The organism is Paenibacillus sp. MDMC362 (assembly GCF_003269305.1).
Lineage (GTDB): Bacteria > Bacillota > Bacilli > Paenibacillales > Paenibacillaceae > Paenibacillus_AQ.
In genome coordinates this window covers 13,597-31,353 of the sequence record NZ_QLYT01000061.1, presented here as the reverse complement: position 1 = coordinate 31,353, position 17,757 = coordinate 13,597, and the positions used below count along the sequence as shown (strand labels likewise).

The 17,757-nt window shown below is 49.5% G+C and carries 12 protein-coding genes and 1 pseudogene; 3 read left to right on the top strand and 10 right to left on the bottom strand.

The genetic code is table 11. The annotated features are described in order from the left end of the window. Positions 1 to 51: 51 nt before the first annotated feature. Positions 52 to 825, bottom strand: a complete 774-nt coding sequence (locus tag DP091_RS26135) for an ABC transporter permease (protein ID WP_258394699.1) — start codon at positions 823 to 825, stop codon at positions 52 to 54. Next, on the bottom strand, positions 818 to 1,735 hold the full coding sequence (locus DP091_RS26130; RefSeq protein WP_113061067.1) for an ABC transporter ATP-binding protein: 918 nt from the start codon (positions 1,733 to 1,735) through the stop codon (positions 818 to 820). The genes DP091_RS26135 and DP091_RS26130 overlap by 8 nt, the downstream gene beginning before the upstream one ends. Positions 1,736 to 2,316: 581 nt before the next feature. Between DP091_RS26130 and DP091_RS26125 the strand changes: the two are divergent. Then, positions 2,317 to 2,508: pseudogene (locus DP091_RS26125) on the top strand (helix-turn-helix domain-containing protein); the annotation flags it as partial. A gap of 110 nt (positions 2,509 to 2,618) precedes the next feature. Here the strand turns inward: DP091_RS26125 and DP091_RS26120 are convergent. Then, the gene (locus tag DP091_RS26120; protein ID WP_113061066.1) at positions 2,619 to 3,545 is read right to left on the bottom strand and encodes an LCP family glycopolymer transferase; all 927 of its coding nucleotides are present in this window, start codon (positions 3,543 to 3,545) and stop codon (positions 2,619 to 2,621) included. Between the two features lie 1,018 nt (positions 3,546 to 4,563). Here DP091_RS26120 and DP091_RS26110 point away from each other — a divergent pair. Further along, complete coding sequence (locus DP091_RS26110) at positions 4,564 to 4,932, top strand: helix-turn-helix domain-containing protein (protein WP_113061064.1); 369 nt, start codon at positions 4,564 to 4,566, stop codon at positions 4,930 to 4,932. 90 nt (positions 4,933 to 5,022) lie between these two features. On the opposite strand, the gene DP091_RS31495 is transcribed toward DP091_RS26110, so the two are convergent. From DP091_RS31495 to DP091_RS26095, 4 genes are all read right to left on the bottom strand, one after another. Continuing rightward, complete coding sequence (locus DP091_RS31495; RefSeq protein WP_162939086.1) at positions 5,023 to 5,169, bottom strand: hypothetical protein; 147 nt, start codon at positions 5,167 to 5,169, stop codon at positions 5,023 to 5,025. A 324-nt stretch (positions 5,170 to 5,493) separates the two neighbouring features. Then, the gene (gene gltB / locus DP091_RS26105) at positions 5,494 to 10,089 is read right to left on the bottom strand and encodes a glutamate synthase large subunit (RefSeq protein WP_113061093.1); all 4,596 of its coding nucleotides are present in this window, start codon (positions 10,087 to 10,089) and stop codon (positions 5,494 to 5,496) included. A gap of 546 nt (positions 10,090 to 10,635) precedes the next feature. Next, the gene (locus DP091_RS26100) at positions 10,636 to 12,903 is read right to left on the bottom strand and encodes a YhgE/Pip domain-containing protein (RefSeq protein ID WP_113061063.1); all 2,268 of its coding nucleotides are present in this window, start codon (positions 12,901 to 12,903) and stop codon (positions 10,636 to 10,638) included. A gap of 199 nt (positions 12,904 to 13,102) precedes the next feature. Beyond that, the gene (locus DP091_RS26095; RefSeq protein ID WP_071222484.1) at positions 13,103 to 13,684 is read right to left on the bottom strand and encodes a TetR/AcrR family transcriptional regulator; all 582 of its coding nucleotides are present in this window, start codon (positions 13,682 to 13,684) and stop codon (positions 13,103 to 13,105) included. Positions 13,685 to 14,018: 334 nt separating this feature from the next. Between DP091_RS26095 and DP091_RS26090 the strand changes: the two genes are divergently transcribed. Beyond that, a complete protein-coding gene (locus tag DP091_RS26090; RefSeq protein WP_113061062.1) occupies positions 14,019 to 15,194 on the top strand; it encodes an MGDG synthase family glycosyltransferase in 1,176 nt (391 codons plus the stop codon). Positions 15,195 to 15,281: 87 nt separating this feature from the next. Here the strand turns inward: DP091_RS26090 and DP091_RS26085 are convergent, their stop codons facing one another. The 3 genes from DP091_RS26085 to thpR form a co-directional block, all read right to left on the bottom strand. Beyond that, positions 15,282 to 15,965 carry a metal-dependent hydrolase gene (locus tag DP091_RS26085; protein WP_113061061.1) on the bottom strand — a complete coding sequence of 228 codons (684 nt, stop codon included), beginning with the start codon at positions 15,963 to 15,965 and terminating at the stop codon, positions 15,282 to 15,284. A gap of 42 nt (positions 15,966 to 16,007) precedes the next feature. Further along, a complete protein-coding gene (locus DP091_RS26080) occupies positions 16,008 to 16,904 on the bottom strand; it encodes a cell wall hydrolase (protein ID WP_113061060.1) in 897 nt (298 codons plus the stop codon). Between the two features lie 97 nt (positions 16,905 to 17,001). Then, positions 17,002 to 17,583, bottom strand: a complete 582-nt coding sequence (thpR, locus tag DP091_RS26075; protein WP_181469928.1) for an RNA 2',3'-cyclic phosphodiesterase — start codon at positions 17,581 to 17,583, stop codon at positions 17,002 to 17,004. Positions 17,584 to 17,757: the final 174 nt, after the last annotated feature.

The following is a 17,757-nucleotide window of genomic DNA, read 5'->3' as shown; positions in this document are numbered from 1 at the left end:
CTTCCCACCCAGGTTCACACGGGCAGAAGGAGCTCTTTTCTTATTCATAAATTAAGCTGCAACGTCTCTCCTCGTAAAGGCCAACCAAGAGATGAGCATGAACAACAAGCTATAAACAACCAGAATCGTGATGGAGAAACCGAGCCCCACACCCCCAGGTCCAACCGGTGACTGAATGTAGCCGCTCAGGTCGGTGTGGAGAAAGAGTAAGTACTTCGCCCATGCAAACCGCTCCGGATTAAAGATGAAACCGAAAATATCCTTGGTGAACAGAACCAGCAGCGATAATCCAATCGCCAAACCGCCTGAACGAAACACTGTAGATAGCGTAAATGCAATCAGCGAGATGACCAGCGCCTGGATCGTATCGGTCAGCAGGAGAAGCAGCGAATGGTTCATCGAAGATCGCTCGAATCCGCCCGACAATCCGGTATTTCCGGAGAATAACAGCAGCGACATGGCGATCCCCACCACAGCCGTGATTCCTGCACAGAGGAGACCGAATAGAATCAGAGCGGTGAATTTGGACAACAGAATCTTCCCTCGGCTCCACGGCCGAATCAGCAGCAATTTGATGGTCCCTCCGGCAAACTCACCTGCCACGATATCCGCCGCGATGATCACCGTGAAGATCGTGCTCAGGTAGATGGTGAAACTCTCCGTCCATGTGAATACGGTCCAGACATCCATCGGCGCATCCGTAAAGTACAGCATGGTTGGCATAGCCACGTTAAACAAGAGAAGAATCGCCAGCATGACCCATGTCCGTACGCGATAGTAAATTTTCATATTCTCATTGGCTACAAGGCGGGTAAAGTTATTCAACAACGAATCCCCCTCCCGTCATTTCCAGGAATTGATCCTCAAGCGACCGGGTCAGAGGCTGTATGGCATAGACGCGTATGCCGGCCCCGACCAATGTCGCGTTGATATCCGCAATCATATTCTCGTCACCGCGTACAATGATTCGATGATCGCGGGCTGACGCTTGAAATTGTTGGAGCAGCGCCGCCGCTGCTTCCGCGTCATTGACGGTAAATGCCGTCTCTTCAAACACGCGCTCTCCTTCAGCCGTCCGCAGCTGCCGGATATCAATCAGCTTGCCGTGACGTATAATGCCAACGGTATCACACATCAGCTCCATCTCGGACAGCAAATGACTGGAGACGAATACGGTCGTCTCTTCCTCCTGCGTCAATCTGCGCAAATAATCTCGCAGCTCCCGAATGCCCTGCGGGTCCAAGCCATTCGTAGGCTCGTCCAGGATCAGAAGCTTCGGCCGGTGCAGCAGTGCCTGCGCCACGCCGAGCCGTTGGCGCATCCCCAGCGAATAGGTCTGCACTTTCTCATGAATCCGATTCCCGAGCCCTACGAGTTCCACTACCTCATCGATACGTTCCTTGGTAATGCCCTGAATCATGCGCGCAAAATGCTTCAGGTTGTTATAACCTGACAAAAATTTATACATCTCCGGGTTCTCGACGATCGCACCAATCTGGGCGGCTGCCTGCTCATAATTGTTCCGTATGCTGTAACCCCCGATGGTAATATCCCCTTGAGTGATGGACATCAGCCCGACCATCATCCGAATGGTCGTTGTCTTGCCAGCCCCGTTCGGTCCAAGAAATCCGAAGATTTGTCCAGACGGAATATCTAAAGTCACATTATCCACCAAAACCTTGGACGAGATTTTCTTCGTAACCCCGAGCAGTCTTACCAGCGGTTCCTGCTTCATGTAATCTATTCTCCTTTGCCCTTGTATCATGCAATCTCCACAATTATACAATACTAGAGCAAAGGACAAAATTGTTGAATGCATGACCCCTATATTGCTGTTAATGGAGCCGTCTACTCGCGATGCACCAACAAAGCCGATTGACACGCCTTGCAGACTCCCGCCGGAACATTATGCTTATAGAATCCGGTTTTATACAAGCTGTGGCTTTGTGAAATAGGAAGCATTCGACAGCAACTGACGCAATACATCATTACTTCTTTCATCCCGTCATCTCCTCTTTCGGGATAGATGCATCTATTCTATGCACAGCATGATACAAAATGTATCCACTACAAAAATTCTATATAAATTGTTACTCTTTGTCAAACCAAAATCAACCAAATTATGATGAGACTACAGGACCTTGGATAACCATGATATCGGAAAGATAAGGATACATTTTTTTCTAAATTTTTAATAATTGATACAATATGTATTGACGATCGATGGAATTTAAGATACATTTTGTATCATACTAGATATTTTATATGATATAGGTTTCCTCTAAATTAATGGAACCTGTAGAGAGGTGATTGTGAATGTCATATGGATCTCGCATTGCAAAATTGCGGGAGCAAAAAGGTTGGACCCAGGAAGAGCTATCCGAACGAATTGGTATCAGTCGGGCTTCTTTATCACACTATGAGAAAGATCGCAGAGAACCGAATTTGGAAACGCTAACAAGATTAGCGGACGTATTTCAAACCACGATTGATCAAATCATTGGAAGATAACCTGTTCAATCCCCCACTCAAAAATAATCAAAACAACCAAAAACTTCGATATTCTACTCCACACACAAAAACCCCCTCTACTCAAAAAGGGGGTTTTGTGTTACGAGTCATTCCATATACGCTTGTAACGTAGACGTTATCTTTTCTCTTTCTTGATCACCGACGATATAATACCAAATCCCATTCATTTTTTGCCCATGGCCTGCGATTTCAACCTGCTCAACCTTTTTCAGTTTTTGACGGTACTCTGTTACAAACATCTTCATCTCTTCAAACGATATATCCGTTTTGACACTGTCTCCGATGTTATCCAGAAGTGATTCCAGCTTAAAAACAGTCGAAATCCTTATCAACTTATTCAAGATCCCCTTCAGAACCTCCCGCTGCCTTGCATTTCTGCCTAAATCCCCCTTAGGATCTTCAAACCGCATACGCGAGAATGCCAATGCTTCCTCACCATTTAAGTTCAATTTCCCTTGATCAAAGTCATAGCCTGCATATTCGAACCGCATATGGTTATCCACGGTGACTCCACCCAATGAATCTACAATGCTGGAGAAGCCCTCCATGTCCACTTTAATGTAGTAATCGATAGGGAATTGCAAAAAATTCTCCACGCTGCTGATCGACATCTCAACGCCTCCAAAGGCATAGGCATGGTTAATTTTATCCACCGTTCCATGTCCTACGATATCAGTCCTGGTATCACGTGGAATGTTAAACATCAGCACTGACCCCTTTGCAGGGTTTACGGCCATTAATATCATGACGTCCGATCGTCCACGATCATAGGGCCTTTGGTCTACACCCAAAACCAGAACAGTAAATGGATCAGCGTCCTTCATGTTTTTTTCTCCGACCTGAACAGTCGTCCGATCATGTACGAATGTTGGAGTTACAGGCGAAGGCTCCCGCTCTTCGTATATCCGGTCTGCTGTCGATTTAATGGATTGATACGTATACAGAAGATAAGCTGAAGGCAGCAGTATAAGAATAGCCAGCAGCGACAGGACCCATTTCCTTGTCATTTTCATCCAGTGATGCCTCCATTGCGTTGACCTTAATACTGTCCCGTTAAAGGTCGATGTTGAATCATAACTTAAGAATAATACAGTGAAATCATCGTGAACAAAGATTAGGAGAAGGGAAACCAGCAGAAATATGTATCGAGGATACTTCATGATTACAATGAACTAATTATACAACTCCAATTCAGATTAGATAAAAATCTACATATGAAATCATATAATCAAGTCTCTTTATTAGGTAGGAGAAAAACAACGACATTCTAAACCTATCCCTCTTCATGCATACGGATTTAAGGTAAAAGAACTAATGACCAAGCAACGTAAATATAGTAGAATAGCAATAAACCATGATAATGATGCATCGGGATTCCCTGTTCGCTGCAGGCTATCCATCAATTACGTTTCAGTTATAGAGACTCATTTTATTCGACTCGCTGTGACCGAACATCATTCGGTTCAACATACCCACGATACGGGTCTTTTTATCGCCGTCTGTATGGAATTCAGTATGATACAACTGGCGTCCATAAAAGAGCCCCCTTGATTCAATGTGGCCCGAAAGCAGAATATGATCCACATTATCATCAATTTCGTAACCCAATATAATATTAGAATGAATCGGTATTTCCCAAGGACATAGGAATACAAGACCACTGGGCACCAACTCTAGCGGTGTAACGGAGTGACTTTTCCCATGGATGGTTAATTGCCCGATCTGCATGACTCTAATCCTTACCGTAATTTGGTGTTGCCGTTCTCGTAACATTGGAGGTAACCCATCCGCTCCTTATTATAATTTTTTGGTATGGGACATTTCTACACTGGATAAAATGATACTAACTGTACCCAAACCTTTACATTGCAGATACAATATGTATCTCGTTAATGTTTATAATACGATACACATTGTATCTAGTCAATAAAAAGTAATCTTTTTATCTGTATAATAAACCGGCAATTTTAACTTATAGATCTATTCAATTAACTTCTATAGATACAAGCCATTCGAAAGGGGGATCAATGCGTGAGCTACGGAGAACGAATATCTGAATTACGTGAACAGCATGGGTGGACTCAGGAAGAACTCGCTACCTCTGTCGGTATTACACGTGCTGCACTATCCCATTATGAAAAAAATCGGCGTAAGCCCGATTTCGAAACATTGACCCGCCTGGCAGATCTGTTTGACGTATCCATAGATTATCTGATCGGGAGAACGACACAGGAAAAGACGGTGCTTGATGCGGAGGTTCGATCATTTGTGGACGGACTTGAACTTTCCGATGAGGATTTATTGGAACGCTTTAACCTTACAGTGGACGGCCGTAAGCTGACTGAAGATGAAGCGAAGCGATTTATTGCATTTGTTCGCATGGAACGGGCCATGAAATAACGTTTCATGCCCAAGAACTACAAATCCCCGACTTGTAGGATATTACGATCACAACATGTCGGGGATTTTCTTGTCACCATGAGATCATATCTAATCTTCCCGTAATTCCTCCATTTGCAGCCATTTATCAGGATGGATTCCCAATTGAGTCATGAGCTTATTGATGTCGATGTTCGTTTTCTGCTGGTCAAGCCGCTGCTCGGTGCTTCCGGAGCCTCTCTCCTTGTCCACACTCATTTCCACAACTACCTCGCTTATCTATAATTTCCTCTCCATCCTAGCTGCCAATACTTGTTGAAATTACCATGTATACAGCAACAACAACCAATTAAACAACTTACTTACCAATATTATAACGAACGAATCCACATGATGCTGTCGTCTTATGGAGCCTTTGTCCTATGCTTCCGGTTCTAATTTTGTCGAATTTTCTTTTGGAATATTTTGTTGAAAACCATAATTTCTTAACAATGCCATCGTAATTTATTTATATATGAAAAAAAAACCACATTGCATTCATTAAAGAACACAATGTGGTTTCTGTTGATCTATCATCAGATGTTAGTTCCCTGTACGAGCCAACTCTTTCATATTTGCCTCAAATGCGGCGAGAAGCGCAGCTTCACCTGCCAGCCCTTGGTCTTGAGCCTTCTCGATATGCAGCAGCATGCGTTTGTAATCCTTCGGAATGATACGGACAAAGCGGCTCAGCGCCTGATCCCAATCCCCTAGAATTTGCTGTGCAGGCACACTGCCCGTGTACTGCTCATGCTGCCGGATAAGACGATGGAGTGCTTCCGCTTCTGCTGTTTCCTCTACGCGCTCAAGGAGTACCATCTCCAGATTGCAGCGATCCACAAAAGTTCCTTCAGGATCATAGACGTAGGCCACCCCGCCGGACATCCCGGCCGCGAAGTTCCGTCCGGTTTCACCGAGAACGACTACCCGGCCGCCGGTCATGTATTCACAGCCATGATCGCCGACGCCTTCGACCACAATGCTCGCGCCCGAGTTACGAACGGCAAAGCGTTCGCCGGCAATGCCTCTTACATAAGCTTCGCCGCCTGTAGCACCATAAAACGCAGTATTACCGGCAATGATGTTCTCCTCGGCTTTGAAGGTTGCTTTCGGTGAAGGCTTCACGATCAGCTTCCCGCCGGAAAGGCCTTTACCGATATAGTCATTCGCATCTCCTTCAACCGTCAGTGTCATCCCTTTTGGCACAAAGGCACCAAAGCTCTGGCCTGCGGACCCCACGAAGTTAAAACGAATCGTGTCTTCCGGCAGTCCGGCAGCGCCGTATTTGCGCGTGACTTCACTGCCCAAAATCGTACCCACTGCACGATCCACGTTTGTGATTGGGAAGGTGCCTTCCACCGCCGCTCCCGATTCCAATGCGGGCGCAGCGCTGCCAAGCAGCGAACGCATATCCAGCGTTTCTTCCAGGCCATGATTCTGTCGTTGCGTACGATAGCGAGTGCTGCCTTCCGGAAGCTCCGGCGTATACAGCAATGCGGAGATATCCACGCCTTTCTTCTTCCAGTGATGATCCGCTTTGACGGCATCCAGGCAGTCGGTACGTCCAATCATCTCATTAATGGTGCGGAAACCAAGCTCTGCCATCAGCTCGCGCATGTCTTGAGCGACAAAGCGCATAAAGTTGGCAACATGCTCCGGATCTCCTGTAAAGTTCTTACGCAGCTCCGGATTCTGAGTGGCTACGCCAACCGGGCAGGTGTCCATTTGACAGACACGCATCATGATACATCCGATGGCAACCAATGGTGCCGTAGAGAACCCATACTCTTCAGCTCCAAGCAGAGCCGCTACCACCAAGTCGCGTCCGTTCAGCATTTTGCCATCCGTCTCGAGCACGACGCGATCACGCAGATTGTTCATGATGAGCGTCTGATGGGTCTCGGCAAGGCCAAGCTCCCAAGGCATACCGGCATGACGGATCGAGCCTTGCGGCGAAGCCCCCGTACCGCCATCGTAACCGCTGACCAGAATGATATCCGCGCGGCCCTTCGCAACACCTGCAGCGATCGTACCCACACCCACCTCGGATACGAGCTTCACGTTAATATCCGCACGTGGATTGGAGTTCTTCAGGTCGTAAATAAGCTCCGCCAAATCCTCAATGGAGTAGATATCATGATGCGGCGGCGGCGAGATCAGGCCAACACCCGGCGTCGAACCGCGAACCTCGGCTACCCAAGGATACACTTTACGGCCCGGCAGCTGTCCGCCTTCGCCCGGCTTCGCGCCCTGCGCCATCTTAATCTGGATTTCGTCCGCGTTCACCAGGTAGTTGGAGGTTACGCCGAAACGTCCCGAAGCCACCTGCTTGATGGCGCTGCGACGGGAATCGCCGTTAGCATCCGGGATGAAACGGGCCGGATCCTCTCCGCCTTCACCCGTATTGCTCTTGCCTCCGATGCGGTTCATCCCAATCGCAAGGCTCTCATGCGCTTCCTTGCTGATCGAGCCGAATGACATCGCGCCCGTTTTGAATCGGCGCATGATGGATTCTACGGATTCAACCTCATCCAGCGGTACCGGTTCGCCGACCGGCTTGATTTCGAGCAGTGAGCGCAGCGTAAGATGCTGCTCATTCTCACCTTTCACAAGCTCTGCGTATTTCTTGTAAGTTGCGTAGTCATTGGTTCGGACAGCTTGCTGCAGCAAATGGATGGTTCTCGGGTTGAACAAATGCTCTTCCCCGTCAGCTCTCCATTGGTATTCGCCTGCTGAGTCCAGCGCTTTATCGTTGCCGTCCTTATCAGTAAAGGCACGCTCGTGATGAGCCAGGGCTTCCTTGGCCACTTCTTCCAGACCGATCCCCCCGATACGGGACGGCGTCCGTGTGAAATAGCTTTCTACGAAATCTTCTTTGAGGCCGACAGCCTCAAAGATTTGGGCCCCGCGGTAAGATTGGATCGTGGAGATTCCCATTTTCGATAAAACTTTGACGACGCTCTTGCTTGCCGCTTTAATGTAATTCTTCACGGCTTTCTCATGCGAGATCCCGCGAAGCATGCCTTCCGCAATCATGTCATCCAGTGTTTCAAACGCCAGATACGGGTTGACCGCGCTCACGCCGTAACCGAGCAGCAGGGCGTAATGATGCACTTCGCGGGGCTCACCGGATTCAAGCAGGATCGCCACCTTGGTCCGGGTTCCCTGACGGATCAGATGATGGTGGAGTGATGATACGGCAAGCAGCGATGGAATCGCCGCATTGTCTTTATCCACACCGCGGTCCGACAAGATCAAGATGTTATGGCCCTTGGCGATGACCCGGTCCGCTGCCTCGCAGAGGGTATTGATCGCTTCACGAAGCCCTTCTGCTCCTTCCGCTGCCGGGAAGAATATCGGAATGGTCATGGACTTGAAGCCGGGACGGCGAACGTGGCGCAGCTTCGCAAAATCTTCATTCGAAAGCACCGGCGAATCCAGACGGATGTGACGGCAGCTTTCGGGCTCGGGCTTCAGCAGATTGCGCTCCGGACCGATCGTTGTTGCCGTCGAAGTGACCAGTTCTTCTCGAATCGCATCAATCGGCGGGTTCGTCACCTGGGCGAACATCTGCTTGAAATAGTTGAACAGCCGCTGCGGACGGTCGGATAACACCGCAAGCGGTGCATCGTATCCCATGGATGCGACAGCTTCCGCACCCGTGATCGCCATCGGCTCGATGACTTTGCGCAGCTCCTCATACGTGTAACCGAAGGCTTGCTGCAGCTGACGTACATTTTCATGCTTCGGATCCGGCAGTTCCGGCGCGTCAGGGAGATCATGCAGCTCTACCAGATGCTCATCCAGCCATTCAGAGTATGGAAGTTCCGCGGCAATGCTTGCCTTGACTTCTTCGTCAGAGATGATCCGGCCTTCCTTCGTGTCAACGAGCAGCATCCGGCCAGGACGCAAGCGGTCCTTGTACAGCACGTTTTCCGGCGGAATATCCAGAACGCCCGCTTCGGAGGACAGAATGATCAGATCGTCCTTTGTTACATAATAACGGGATGGACGCAGTCCGTTCCGGTCCAGGGTAGCTCCGATCTGAACGCCGTCCGTGAACGCCATCGCAGCCGGGCCGTCCCATGGCTCCATCAGCGTGCTGTGGTATTCATAGAATGCTTTTTTGGTCTTATCCATGCTCTCATGGTTGCTCCACGGCTCAGGGACCATCATCATGGCCACATGCGGCAGGGAACGACCGCTGAGATACAGGAATTCAAATGTATTATCGAACATCCCGGTATCGGATCCGTCCGGGTTGATGACAGGTTTAACCTTCTCGAGATCGCTTCCGAACAGTTCATGCTCGAACAGCGACTGACGGGCATGCATCCAGTTTACATTCCCGCGCAGCGTGTTGATCTCGCCGTTGTGAATCATGAAGCGGTACGGATGCGCACGTTCCCAGCTTGGGAACGTGTTCGTACTGAAACGGGAGTGAATCAGCGCTATAGCGGATTCCAATCCCTCTTGCTGCAGATCCAGGTAAAATTCCCCTACCTGCTCCGTCGTTAACATGCCTTTGTATACGATTTTTCGGCAGGACAGGCTGGATACATAGAAGCTGTCGCCTTCGGGCTTGCCGCTGTAACGGATAGCCAGCTCGGCGCGGCGGCGGATGACATACAGCTTGCGCTCGAACGAGAGATCATCCTGAATGTCGGAACTTCGTCCGATAAACACTTGGCGGACGTACGGCTTTGCGGCCTTTGCGGATTTACCCAGCATTTCATCATGCGTCGGGACATCACGGAATCCAAGCAGGGTCTGGCCTTCTTCAGCAATGATCGAAGCCAACTGGTCCTCATGGGCCGAACGGACGGCAGGGTCATGGGATAGGAACAGCATGCCGGCACCATAATGCCCGGCTTCCGGAAGCTCAAAGCCCAGCTTCGCTGCTTCGGCGGCGAAGAAGGAGTGAGGAATTTGCAGCATAATCCCAGCGCCGTCACCGGAATTCGGTTCGCTGCCCTGTCCGCCGCGATGCTCCATATTGGCAAGCATGGTCAGCGCGCTGCTAACGATTTCATGGGATGGCTTACCCTTGATATGGGCAACAAATCCCATACCGCAAGCATCTTTTTCAAACTGCGGATCATAGAGGCCCTGTTTCTGGGGAAAATCGGTATGTTTCATAAGATGCAACCTTTCCTTGTATAGAATAAAATGCTGCTGATCAATAACAGAAAACATAAAGGTTGGACATCAATCCTCTCCTGCAGTGGACACACTGTCACGAGGTGATGCAGTATTGTGCAAAAGCGACAAGGGGTAACATTTACCTGACACGTAAGATTTATTAGTTCTATATATTTTATCACCGTCATACAGTGCAGGCAATTCAAAGTTTTTATGAATTTGATAAGAATTGTTTTTATGAGAGTTATCACAATACACAGTTAAAAATTATGTAGAATAGTGCAAAAAAACATGCAAATAAAACATTCCGAACAGGCGGTTTTGTTCACCTTCTCTACTTTCCACAACCATCCGCTCGTCTTTTTCCCTTCACCTTCTCTCCAACAGGAGCGACAAGTGATCATACGCCATGATCCAATATAAGATGATACGACTCCGAGGTTGGTTCACCATGGCCACGCACCCGAGCATCAAAAAAGGACTTCCCCAAGATCTGCTCGACCATCGGGAAAGTCCTCTTCCTTCATATAATAGATATCTTGTTTATGCAGTCAACGCTGTATTGGCGTCTGCTGCTTTCTTGTTATTTCGGGTAGCCAGGAAGTACACGGCGGTCAGTGCCAGGCATACGAGACCGAATCCGGCCAGTACACCCACATTGACCCACATCCCATCGAAACTTCCCGTGGAAATGACGTCCTTGTAGCCTTTTACGCTGTATGTCATCGGCAGGAGCGGATTCAATGCCTTCATCCAGTTCGGAATCAGCTCTACCGGGAATGTGCCTGCGCTTGTTGTCAATTGAAGGATCAGGATAACGATGACGACGAAGCGTCCAGGCTGATCCAACCAGGTTACAAACATTTGCACCAGGAACATGAACGACAAACTCGTAATGATGGAGAAGAGATAGAAGAGCGGAACGCTCTGCACCTCAAGCTTCAATCCGTACAGCATAACGACCGATGCCAGCAGCGCTTGAATCAATCCCATACCGGCAAAGGAAAGCGTACGGCTGACAAACCGGTTCCAGCCCGATGCGTTCGGTACCGATGCTTCGCGGATCGGCAGGATAATCGTACAGAGCAAGGCTCCGACAAACAAACCGAGCGACAGGAAGTAAGGCGCGAATCCCGTACCGTAGTTCGGCACTTCGTTCACTTTGTGCTCTTCAACCTGTACCGGTCCGGCAAACATGGTGACCGTTTCGTCGGTTGTTTTGATATCGCCTGTCTTGGCGGCAGCCTCGTTCAGCTTGCCTGCAAGCTCTCCGCTGCCTTCCTTCAATTCACTCATCCCGTTTACCAGCTCACCGGCTCCGGAATCCAGCTTTTTCGAGCCGTCGGCAAGCGTTGTAACGCCACTTCCGAGCTTGCCCGCTCCTCCTGCAAGCTGCTGCGTCCCTTGCGAAAGGGTGGCTGCTCCGCTTGCGAGCTGTTTACCGCCGGCTGCCGCTTCGCTCAGCTTCGTGCCGAACAGCTTCATGCCGTCAGCCAATTGGCTTTGGCCGGCGCTCAGCTGTTTGGCACCAGCCAGCAGCTCTTGACCGCCAGCTGCGAGCTGTTTGCCGCCTTCAGCCAGCTGATTCGCCCCTGCGCTCAGCTTGCCTGCGCCTTCCTGCAGCTGAAGCGTGCCTTGATTCAGCTCGGCTGCGCCTTGTGCCAGCTGTTTCTGACCGGCATTCAGCCCGCTTGTGCCGTTGGCAACGGATTGGCTCGCAGCCAACAGCTGCTGAACCTCCGGACTTTGCGCCAGCTCCGGATTGCTTTCAGCCAGTTTCTTCAATCCGTCTGCAACGGCCTTGGCGCCTTGCTCCAAGGAAGCCGTAGCCTCCAGCGATTGATTCAGCCCGGCTTTCAGGCTGCTGCTGCCTTCATGAGCGCTTTTCGCGCCTGCCGCTAGCTGGGAAGCCCCTGCCTGATTGGCCTGGAGGCCTTCATTCAGAGTGGTACTGCCGGCTGCGGCAGATTCAATCCCCGCTTGCAGCTTGGCACCGCCCTTGCTTGCTTCCTCAGCTCCCGCTTGCAGCTTGCTGTGACCCGCTTTAAGCTGATCCAAGCCGGAAGCGAGGGTAGCGGCTCCTGTGTTCAACTTGCCTGCACCGTTATTCAGCTCCTGCACGCCTTTGGTCAAAGGCGCGATTCCATCCTGAAGCTCCTGTGTGCCGCTGACGAGTTTAGCCAGATTTTCCTTCAGCTTCACGGCACCGTCATCCAGCTTCACGGCACCTTCGGATATCTTGGTTGCACCATCACCTGCTTCGCTCAAGCCATCGGATACCTTGGCTACTTGATCGAACAGAGTTTCCGTATAGGCTTCCGTCACTTTCGCGGACACCTTGGACTGAATCTGCTTCACCGCAGATCCCCCAATTTGGGCCGCCAGGAAGTTGTAGCCTTCATTCGGCTCAAATACGATCTGCGCAGGCTGCGGATGTTCATCCATTAAAGTTGTCGCCTGCTGTGAGAAATTCTCGGGGATGCTGATGGTCATGTAGTACTTGTTATCCTGCATGCCCTGCTCCGCTTCCTGCCGATTAACGAATTGCCAATTAAAATCTTTTCCCTTCTTCAGCTCGGCAACCAGATCCTCGCCAGCATGAAGCGTCTTTCCTTCAAAAACAGCGCCCTGGTCATTATTGACGACCGCAACGGGCAAATCCTCCATCTTCCCGTACGGGTCCCAGAAGGCCCCGAGGAACATACCGCTGTACATGACCGGTATGAATAGCACCGCGATGATCGGAATCAATATTTTTTTATTCCGAACGGCAGCGCCAAGATCTTTTGCAAATACAGATAATGACTTCATCCCAGTCTCTCTCCTTTTTTTCTCTAGATAACCAGCCGACATGAATCTGCATCAGAGCAGATCACATTCCAGTACAGAATGACCAATATCCTCAATCAGTCAGTTTAGGCCAAAAAAAACGATCCCTGGCAAGGAAGACGATCCCTCAAAGCCTCGAGAGTCCGCCTTCCTCATCACGAAAGAGGTTCCTATATCCTTCTTATGAAGTAGCCTTCAACCCGTCAGCCAAAAACACCATCATATATTCCTTGATCTGTTCCTTGCTCAGCGGCTTATGGAGCTGATTGAAGTCCGTCGTGAGGGCAACGTACAGTTTCAGCATCACGAAGGATACCACTTGAGCATCCAGCGGCTTGAGCTCACCGATCGATATGGCCTGCTCCACAATTCCCTCGAGATATCCGACGATCCCGTTCTCCACCTTCGTTAACCCTTCATGCGCCTTCGGCGTGCCAATATCCCGTACCTCTTGCGATAGCTTAATGAACAGCTCATGCTCGCCTCGGAATTCAAGCAGCGCATCCAGCACGCGATACAGATTGTCGAAGAAATCTCTGTCCTTCCGGATCTCCCGCTCGGCAATACGCTTCATCTCCATAATGGCCGACAGCAAAATCTCGTCAAACAGCTCATCCTTATTCGTGAAAAACGTGTAGATCGTACCTTTCCCTACATTTGCAATCTTTGCCACCTGTTCCATCGTCGTCGCTTTATATCCGAACAAAGCAAACGACTTGGAGGCAGCATCCAGCACCTGCTTCCGACGGTCCACAGCTGACATGCTTACCCCTCCTTCTTGATCTTTTTAAGATTGGCCTCATTTCAAAAACTGACCAAAATACTTTTTCGGTCATTCAGTCAAAAGTTACTTTACCAGACAATCGGATGCATTGCAATATCTTTTCGTTAAATTTTTTAATATTCTGAATGCAGGGTTCAAATTTTATCATGACGTCTAATGTAATGGGGGACGCTCTGACTCCCGGCCGTAAAATAATTGAAATGCTTTTCCCTTTTGCGCGTATACTTATGATGCATACTCTTTTTTTTCGCGCCGCTCTTCAAAAAATGATTCCTGTTTTGTAAGATAGAGGGAGAAAGAAGTAGGTGAAACCATGCGATATACAAGAGTGCTCCTCTTTTCCGAGGGTTTCGGCACAGGTCATACGCAAGCAGCGTATGCGCTGGCTGAAGGTATACAACGGATGAATCCCGGCATCCACTGCCGCGTCATTGAGCTTGGCAATTTTTTAAATCCAACCGTGGGGCCGTTAATCTTATCCGCTTATCGAAAAACCGTCAGCACCCGCCCGCGCCTTGTCGGCATGCTGTACCGTTCGCAATATAAGAAATCGCTAAACCGTTTGACGCGGCTCGCGCTGCACCGTATATTCTACGCGCAGGCTCAGCAGGTCATCGAGCAGCTGAAACCGGATCTTATCATATGTACCCACCCCTTCCCAAATGCCGTGGTCTCCCGCCTGAAGCGTCAGGGACTCGAGGTTCCGCTCTATACGCTGATTACCGACTATGATGCCCATGGCACCTGGGTCAATCCGGAAGTGGATGAATATCTCGTATCAACGCCTCATGTGAAACAAATGCTGCTGCGGCGGGACATTCAGCCCGAGCTCGTTCATGTGACCGGCATTCCGGTGCACCCCAAGTTCTGGGAGAGAGGCAATCGAGAAGCGCTTCAAGCCGAGCTTCAATTAAAAAACATGCCAACCGTACTGATTATGGGGGGTGGTTGGGGTCTCGTATTCAACAAGGAGCTGCTGAGCAAGCTGGCCAGCAGGGCCGATGATATCCAGTTGGTCTTCTGTATGGGACAGAACGAGAAGCTGGTTGCCAGCATGCGCGAGGACCCGATCTTTCAGCATCGCAACATTCATGTTCTCGGGTATCGCGACGATATACATAACCTCATGGAAGTGTCGGATTTGCTCATTACCAAGCCTGGCGGGATGACGTGTACAGAGGGTGCCGCCAAGGGAATTCCCATGCTGTTCTATGAGCCGATCCCGGGACAAGAAGAAGTGAATTCCCATTTCTTTGTCAGCGAAGGCTATGCGGAAATTTTGGACTCCCCTTCCGTGATCGACAAATGGCTGAACCTGCTGTCCGATCATTATGATCAGGTGAGTAAGAAACGTTATGGAGCCGGCCTGCGGCGCATACCGCATCTGGAGCCCGACCACTGCGCCAGCCAGGTGATGGGATTGCTGACCGAAGGGCGCATGCCGGATTGTCATGAGGAAACCGTCAAACTGTTGGCGGACCAGCCCTAATATCTATAGCATGCTCTATTGAACTTTTACCCCAAAAAAAGCTTCCCTGTCACGAAGACAGGGAAGCTTTTTATATGAAAAATCCATCTAGATTTCCAGCGTTTCTCCAGCCTTCAATGGATGTCCCTGAATGCCTGTTTTGGCTAGTTCGTCGCAGAAGGCCCCTGCATCCTGTTTAATGCCCGGGAACGTGTCATAATGGACTGGGATAACATGCTTCGCTCGAATCCACTGTGCGGCCAACAGGGCGTCCTGCGGGCCCATCGTCAATAAATCCCCTATTGGCAGCGCAGCTGCATCAATTGGGTTCATCTCTCCGATCAACCGCATATCGCCAAACAAACTCGTATCGCCCGCATGATAGAATGTTTTCCCGCCCATCGTCAGAATGACGCCTCCAGGCTGCCCTGCATAGATCCAGGTGTCCCCTACCGAAATGGATGAAGAATGAAAGGCCGGGGTAAACTTCACCTTAAAACCATCGAATTGCGCGCTTCCGCCGATGTTCATTCCATGGGATTTGGCACCCAGGCTGCCGCAATACACAGCGAGTTCATAGACTGCGATAATCGGGCAATCATTCTGCTTCGCAATCTCGATGCAATCGCCAAAATGATCGGAGTGCCCATGCGTCAGCACAACCGCATCCACCTTTACGTCCTTGGGCTCAATGCCGGAGCCAGGATTCCCTGATAGCAGCGGGTCGATGATCACACGAACTCCGCCTTCTTCCACCAAAATGCTAGAATGGCCGTAATACGTAATATTCATGCTTAAACACACCTCCTACATCCTAGTTTACCCATACGGGGACTACTTGTAAAAAGAGTGATTTCCTATTTTTTTAACAAATGTTCTTGAATGATGTACCGTCAGGTCCTGAGCCAGCTTCAAAGACAGGAAGAAGTACGTATCGTCCTTTACCTCTTTTTGGCCATGAAGTGCCGCATTCACGGATTTAATCGTCTCTTTGTTCGGCTTGACACGTTTAAGACGCCCGTTCGCTACAGGACTAAATTGGTGCTTTTGATAGATGACATCGGTAATCGTATCGGGAAAATTAGCGGACCGCAGCCGGTTTAAGACAACGTTAGCAACGGCTACTTTGCCTTCGTACGGTTCGCCTTCCGCCTCTGCCATGACAATCTTCTGGAGCAGAAGCAGTTCTTCAGCTGACAAATCATAGGTCCAGGTCGCTTTGTCTTTCTGATCCTGGGTTAACGTATTTGTTCTTGTGAAGAATAAAGTTGTGGGGGGTGATAAGCTTTCAGTCTGAGATTTGACGACATGCGTCCCCTTTTGTTTTGCCGGTTTCCCGTCCGCAGCCTGAGATTTCGATGGTTTCTTTTTCTCATCTGCAGCCTTCAATGCTTGTTGCGAGTTCCAATATCCGTTTTCAGCCAAACCTATGCCTTTTGCGTTTGAAAAAGCATGACTCTTGCTCCCCGGCTTATTCCACTCTTGGAAAACAATTGAAGACAAAATATTGACAGGTTCCCTATCCTGTTTGGTACTCGCTTCTTTTACGAATAGATCAGGGTCGTTTACAGGAGCCGGGGCTGCCGTAACGAATTTCGGCATATCCTGCTGCTGTTCTTCCCCTTCCGCCTTTGTCTGCATTCCAAGTAAACTTATAAGAGACAAACTCACAAAGAGCGCTCCGATGAGCAGCGCAACCCAGCGATTTTGCCGTAGCACTTTCATAACCATATTTTTCCTCCTATGATGTCGGCACATTCCTACACTATGTAACCACATTTTTAGGCATTGAAAACATGGTAATTTTATGAACATTCTATTTTCAGTTTCAGAAAATGGTCGAAAGCCGCGCCACGCCTACTGTTTCGTACATTGGAGTTGCATGCAAATTTGTTCGAAAAAGAACGAGCTGCTGCACTTCCCATTGGATGGGCCTGGGTCCTGTTCCGATAACATCCAATGAAAATTTGTGGCTTCCTTGAAATTTCCGGCCAACCGTAATATGCGGACGAAAGGGGCGCTCCTCCGGCACAAATCCGAAAGCCTCCATCCTCGATACCACCGATTGCTGAAGCTGAGACAGAGCATTTAAATCCCCGCCGACTCCTGCCCATAAAATTCTTGGCGAGGCGCTTGCCCCGAACACACCGGCGTCATAAAGGCCAAGCTTGAAGGGCTTATGCTCCTTAGCGACTTCCTGCAGCGCCGCTGCGAGCTCCGCTATGCGATTTGACGGCGTATCGCCTAGAAACTGTAAGGTAATGTGGTAATCCTGCGGATGAACCCATTTTTTGAAAGTTACTTGCTCCCCCAATGTTTCCGTCCAGTCCTGAATTCGGGACGATACCTCCGAAGGCAGATGTACGGCAACAAATAAACGATCCATAGCTCCCTCAGCCGAATGGCTCAACTAAGACACTTCCTTCCAATCTCTTTTATCCTAAGCAGCCGCTGGCCGCTATAGGCACCATGTTTTCTTGGTTCGTTTATAGTTTGAGCAATAATACCTGAAAATAGTATGAGGGGTACATCAAATTCGCCTAAAAATATGATGAAGCTTCAATTTACCATAAACCGGACAAAA

Excerpts from the sequence above, each read along its gene's own strand:
- DP091_RS26090 (WP_113061062.1), top strand. The coding sequence starts at position 14,019 with ATGCGATATACAAGAGTGCTCCTCTTTTCCGAGGGTTTCGGCACAGGT.
- DP091_RS26085 (WP_113061061.1), bottom strand. The coding sequence starts at position 15,965 with ATGAATATTACGTATTACGGCCATTCTAGCATTTTGGTGGAAGAAGGC.
- DP091_RS26080 (WP_113061060.1), bottom strand. The coding sequence starts at position 16,904 with ATGGTTATGAAAGTGCTACGGCAAAATCGCTGGGTTGCGCTGCTCATC.
- DP091_RS26100 (WP_113061063.1), bottom strand. The coding sequence starts at position 12,903 with ATGAAGTCATTATCTGTATTTGCAAAAGATCTTGGCGCTGCCGTTCGG.
- DP091_RS26130 (WP_113061067.1), bottom strand. The coding sequence starts at position 1,735 with ATGAAGCAGGAACCGCTGGTAAGACTGCTCGGGGTTACGAAGAAAATC.
- DP091_RS26120 (WP_113061066.1), bottom strand. The coding sequence starts at position 3,545 with ATGAAAATGACAAGGAAATGGGTCCTGTCGCTGCTGGCTATTCTTATA.
- DP091_RS26095 (WP_071222484.1), bottom strand. The coding sequence starts at position 13,684 with ATGTCAGCTGTGGACCGTCGGAAGCAGGTGCTGGATGCTGCCTCCAAG.
- DP091_RS31495 (WP_162939086.1), bottom strand. The coding sequence starts at position 5,169 with ATGAGTGTGGACAAGGAGAGAGGCTCCGGAAGCACCGAGCAGCGGCTT.
- gltB (WP_113061093.1), bottom strand. The coding sequence starts at position 10,089 with ATGAAACATACCGATTTTCCCCAGAAACAGGGCCTCTATGATCCGCAG.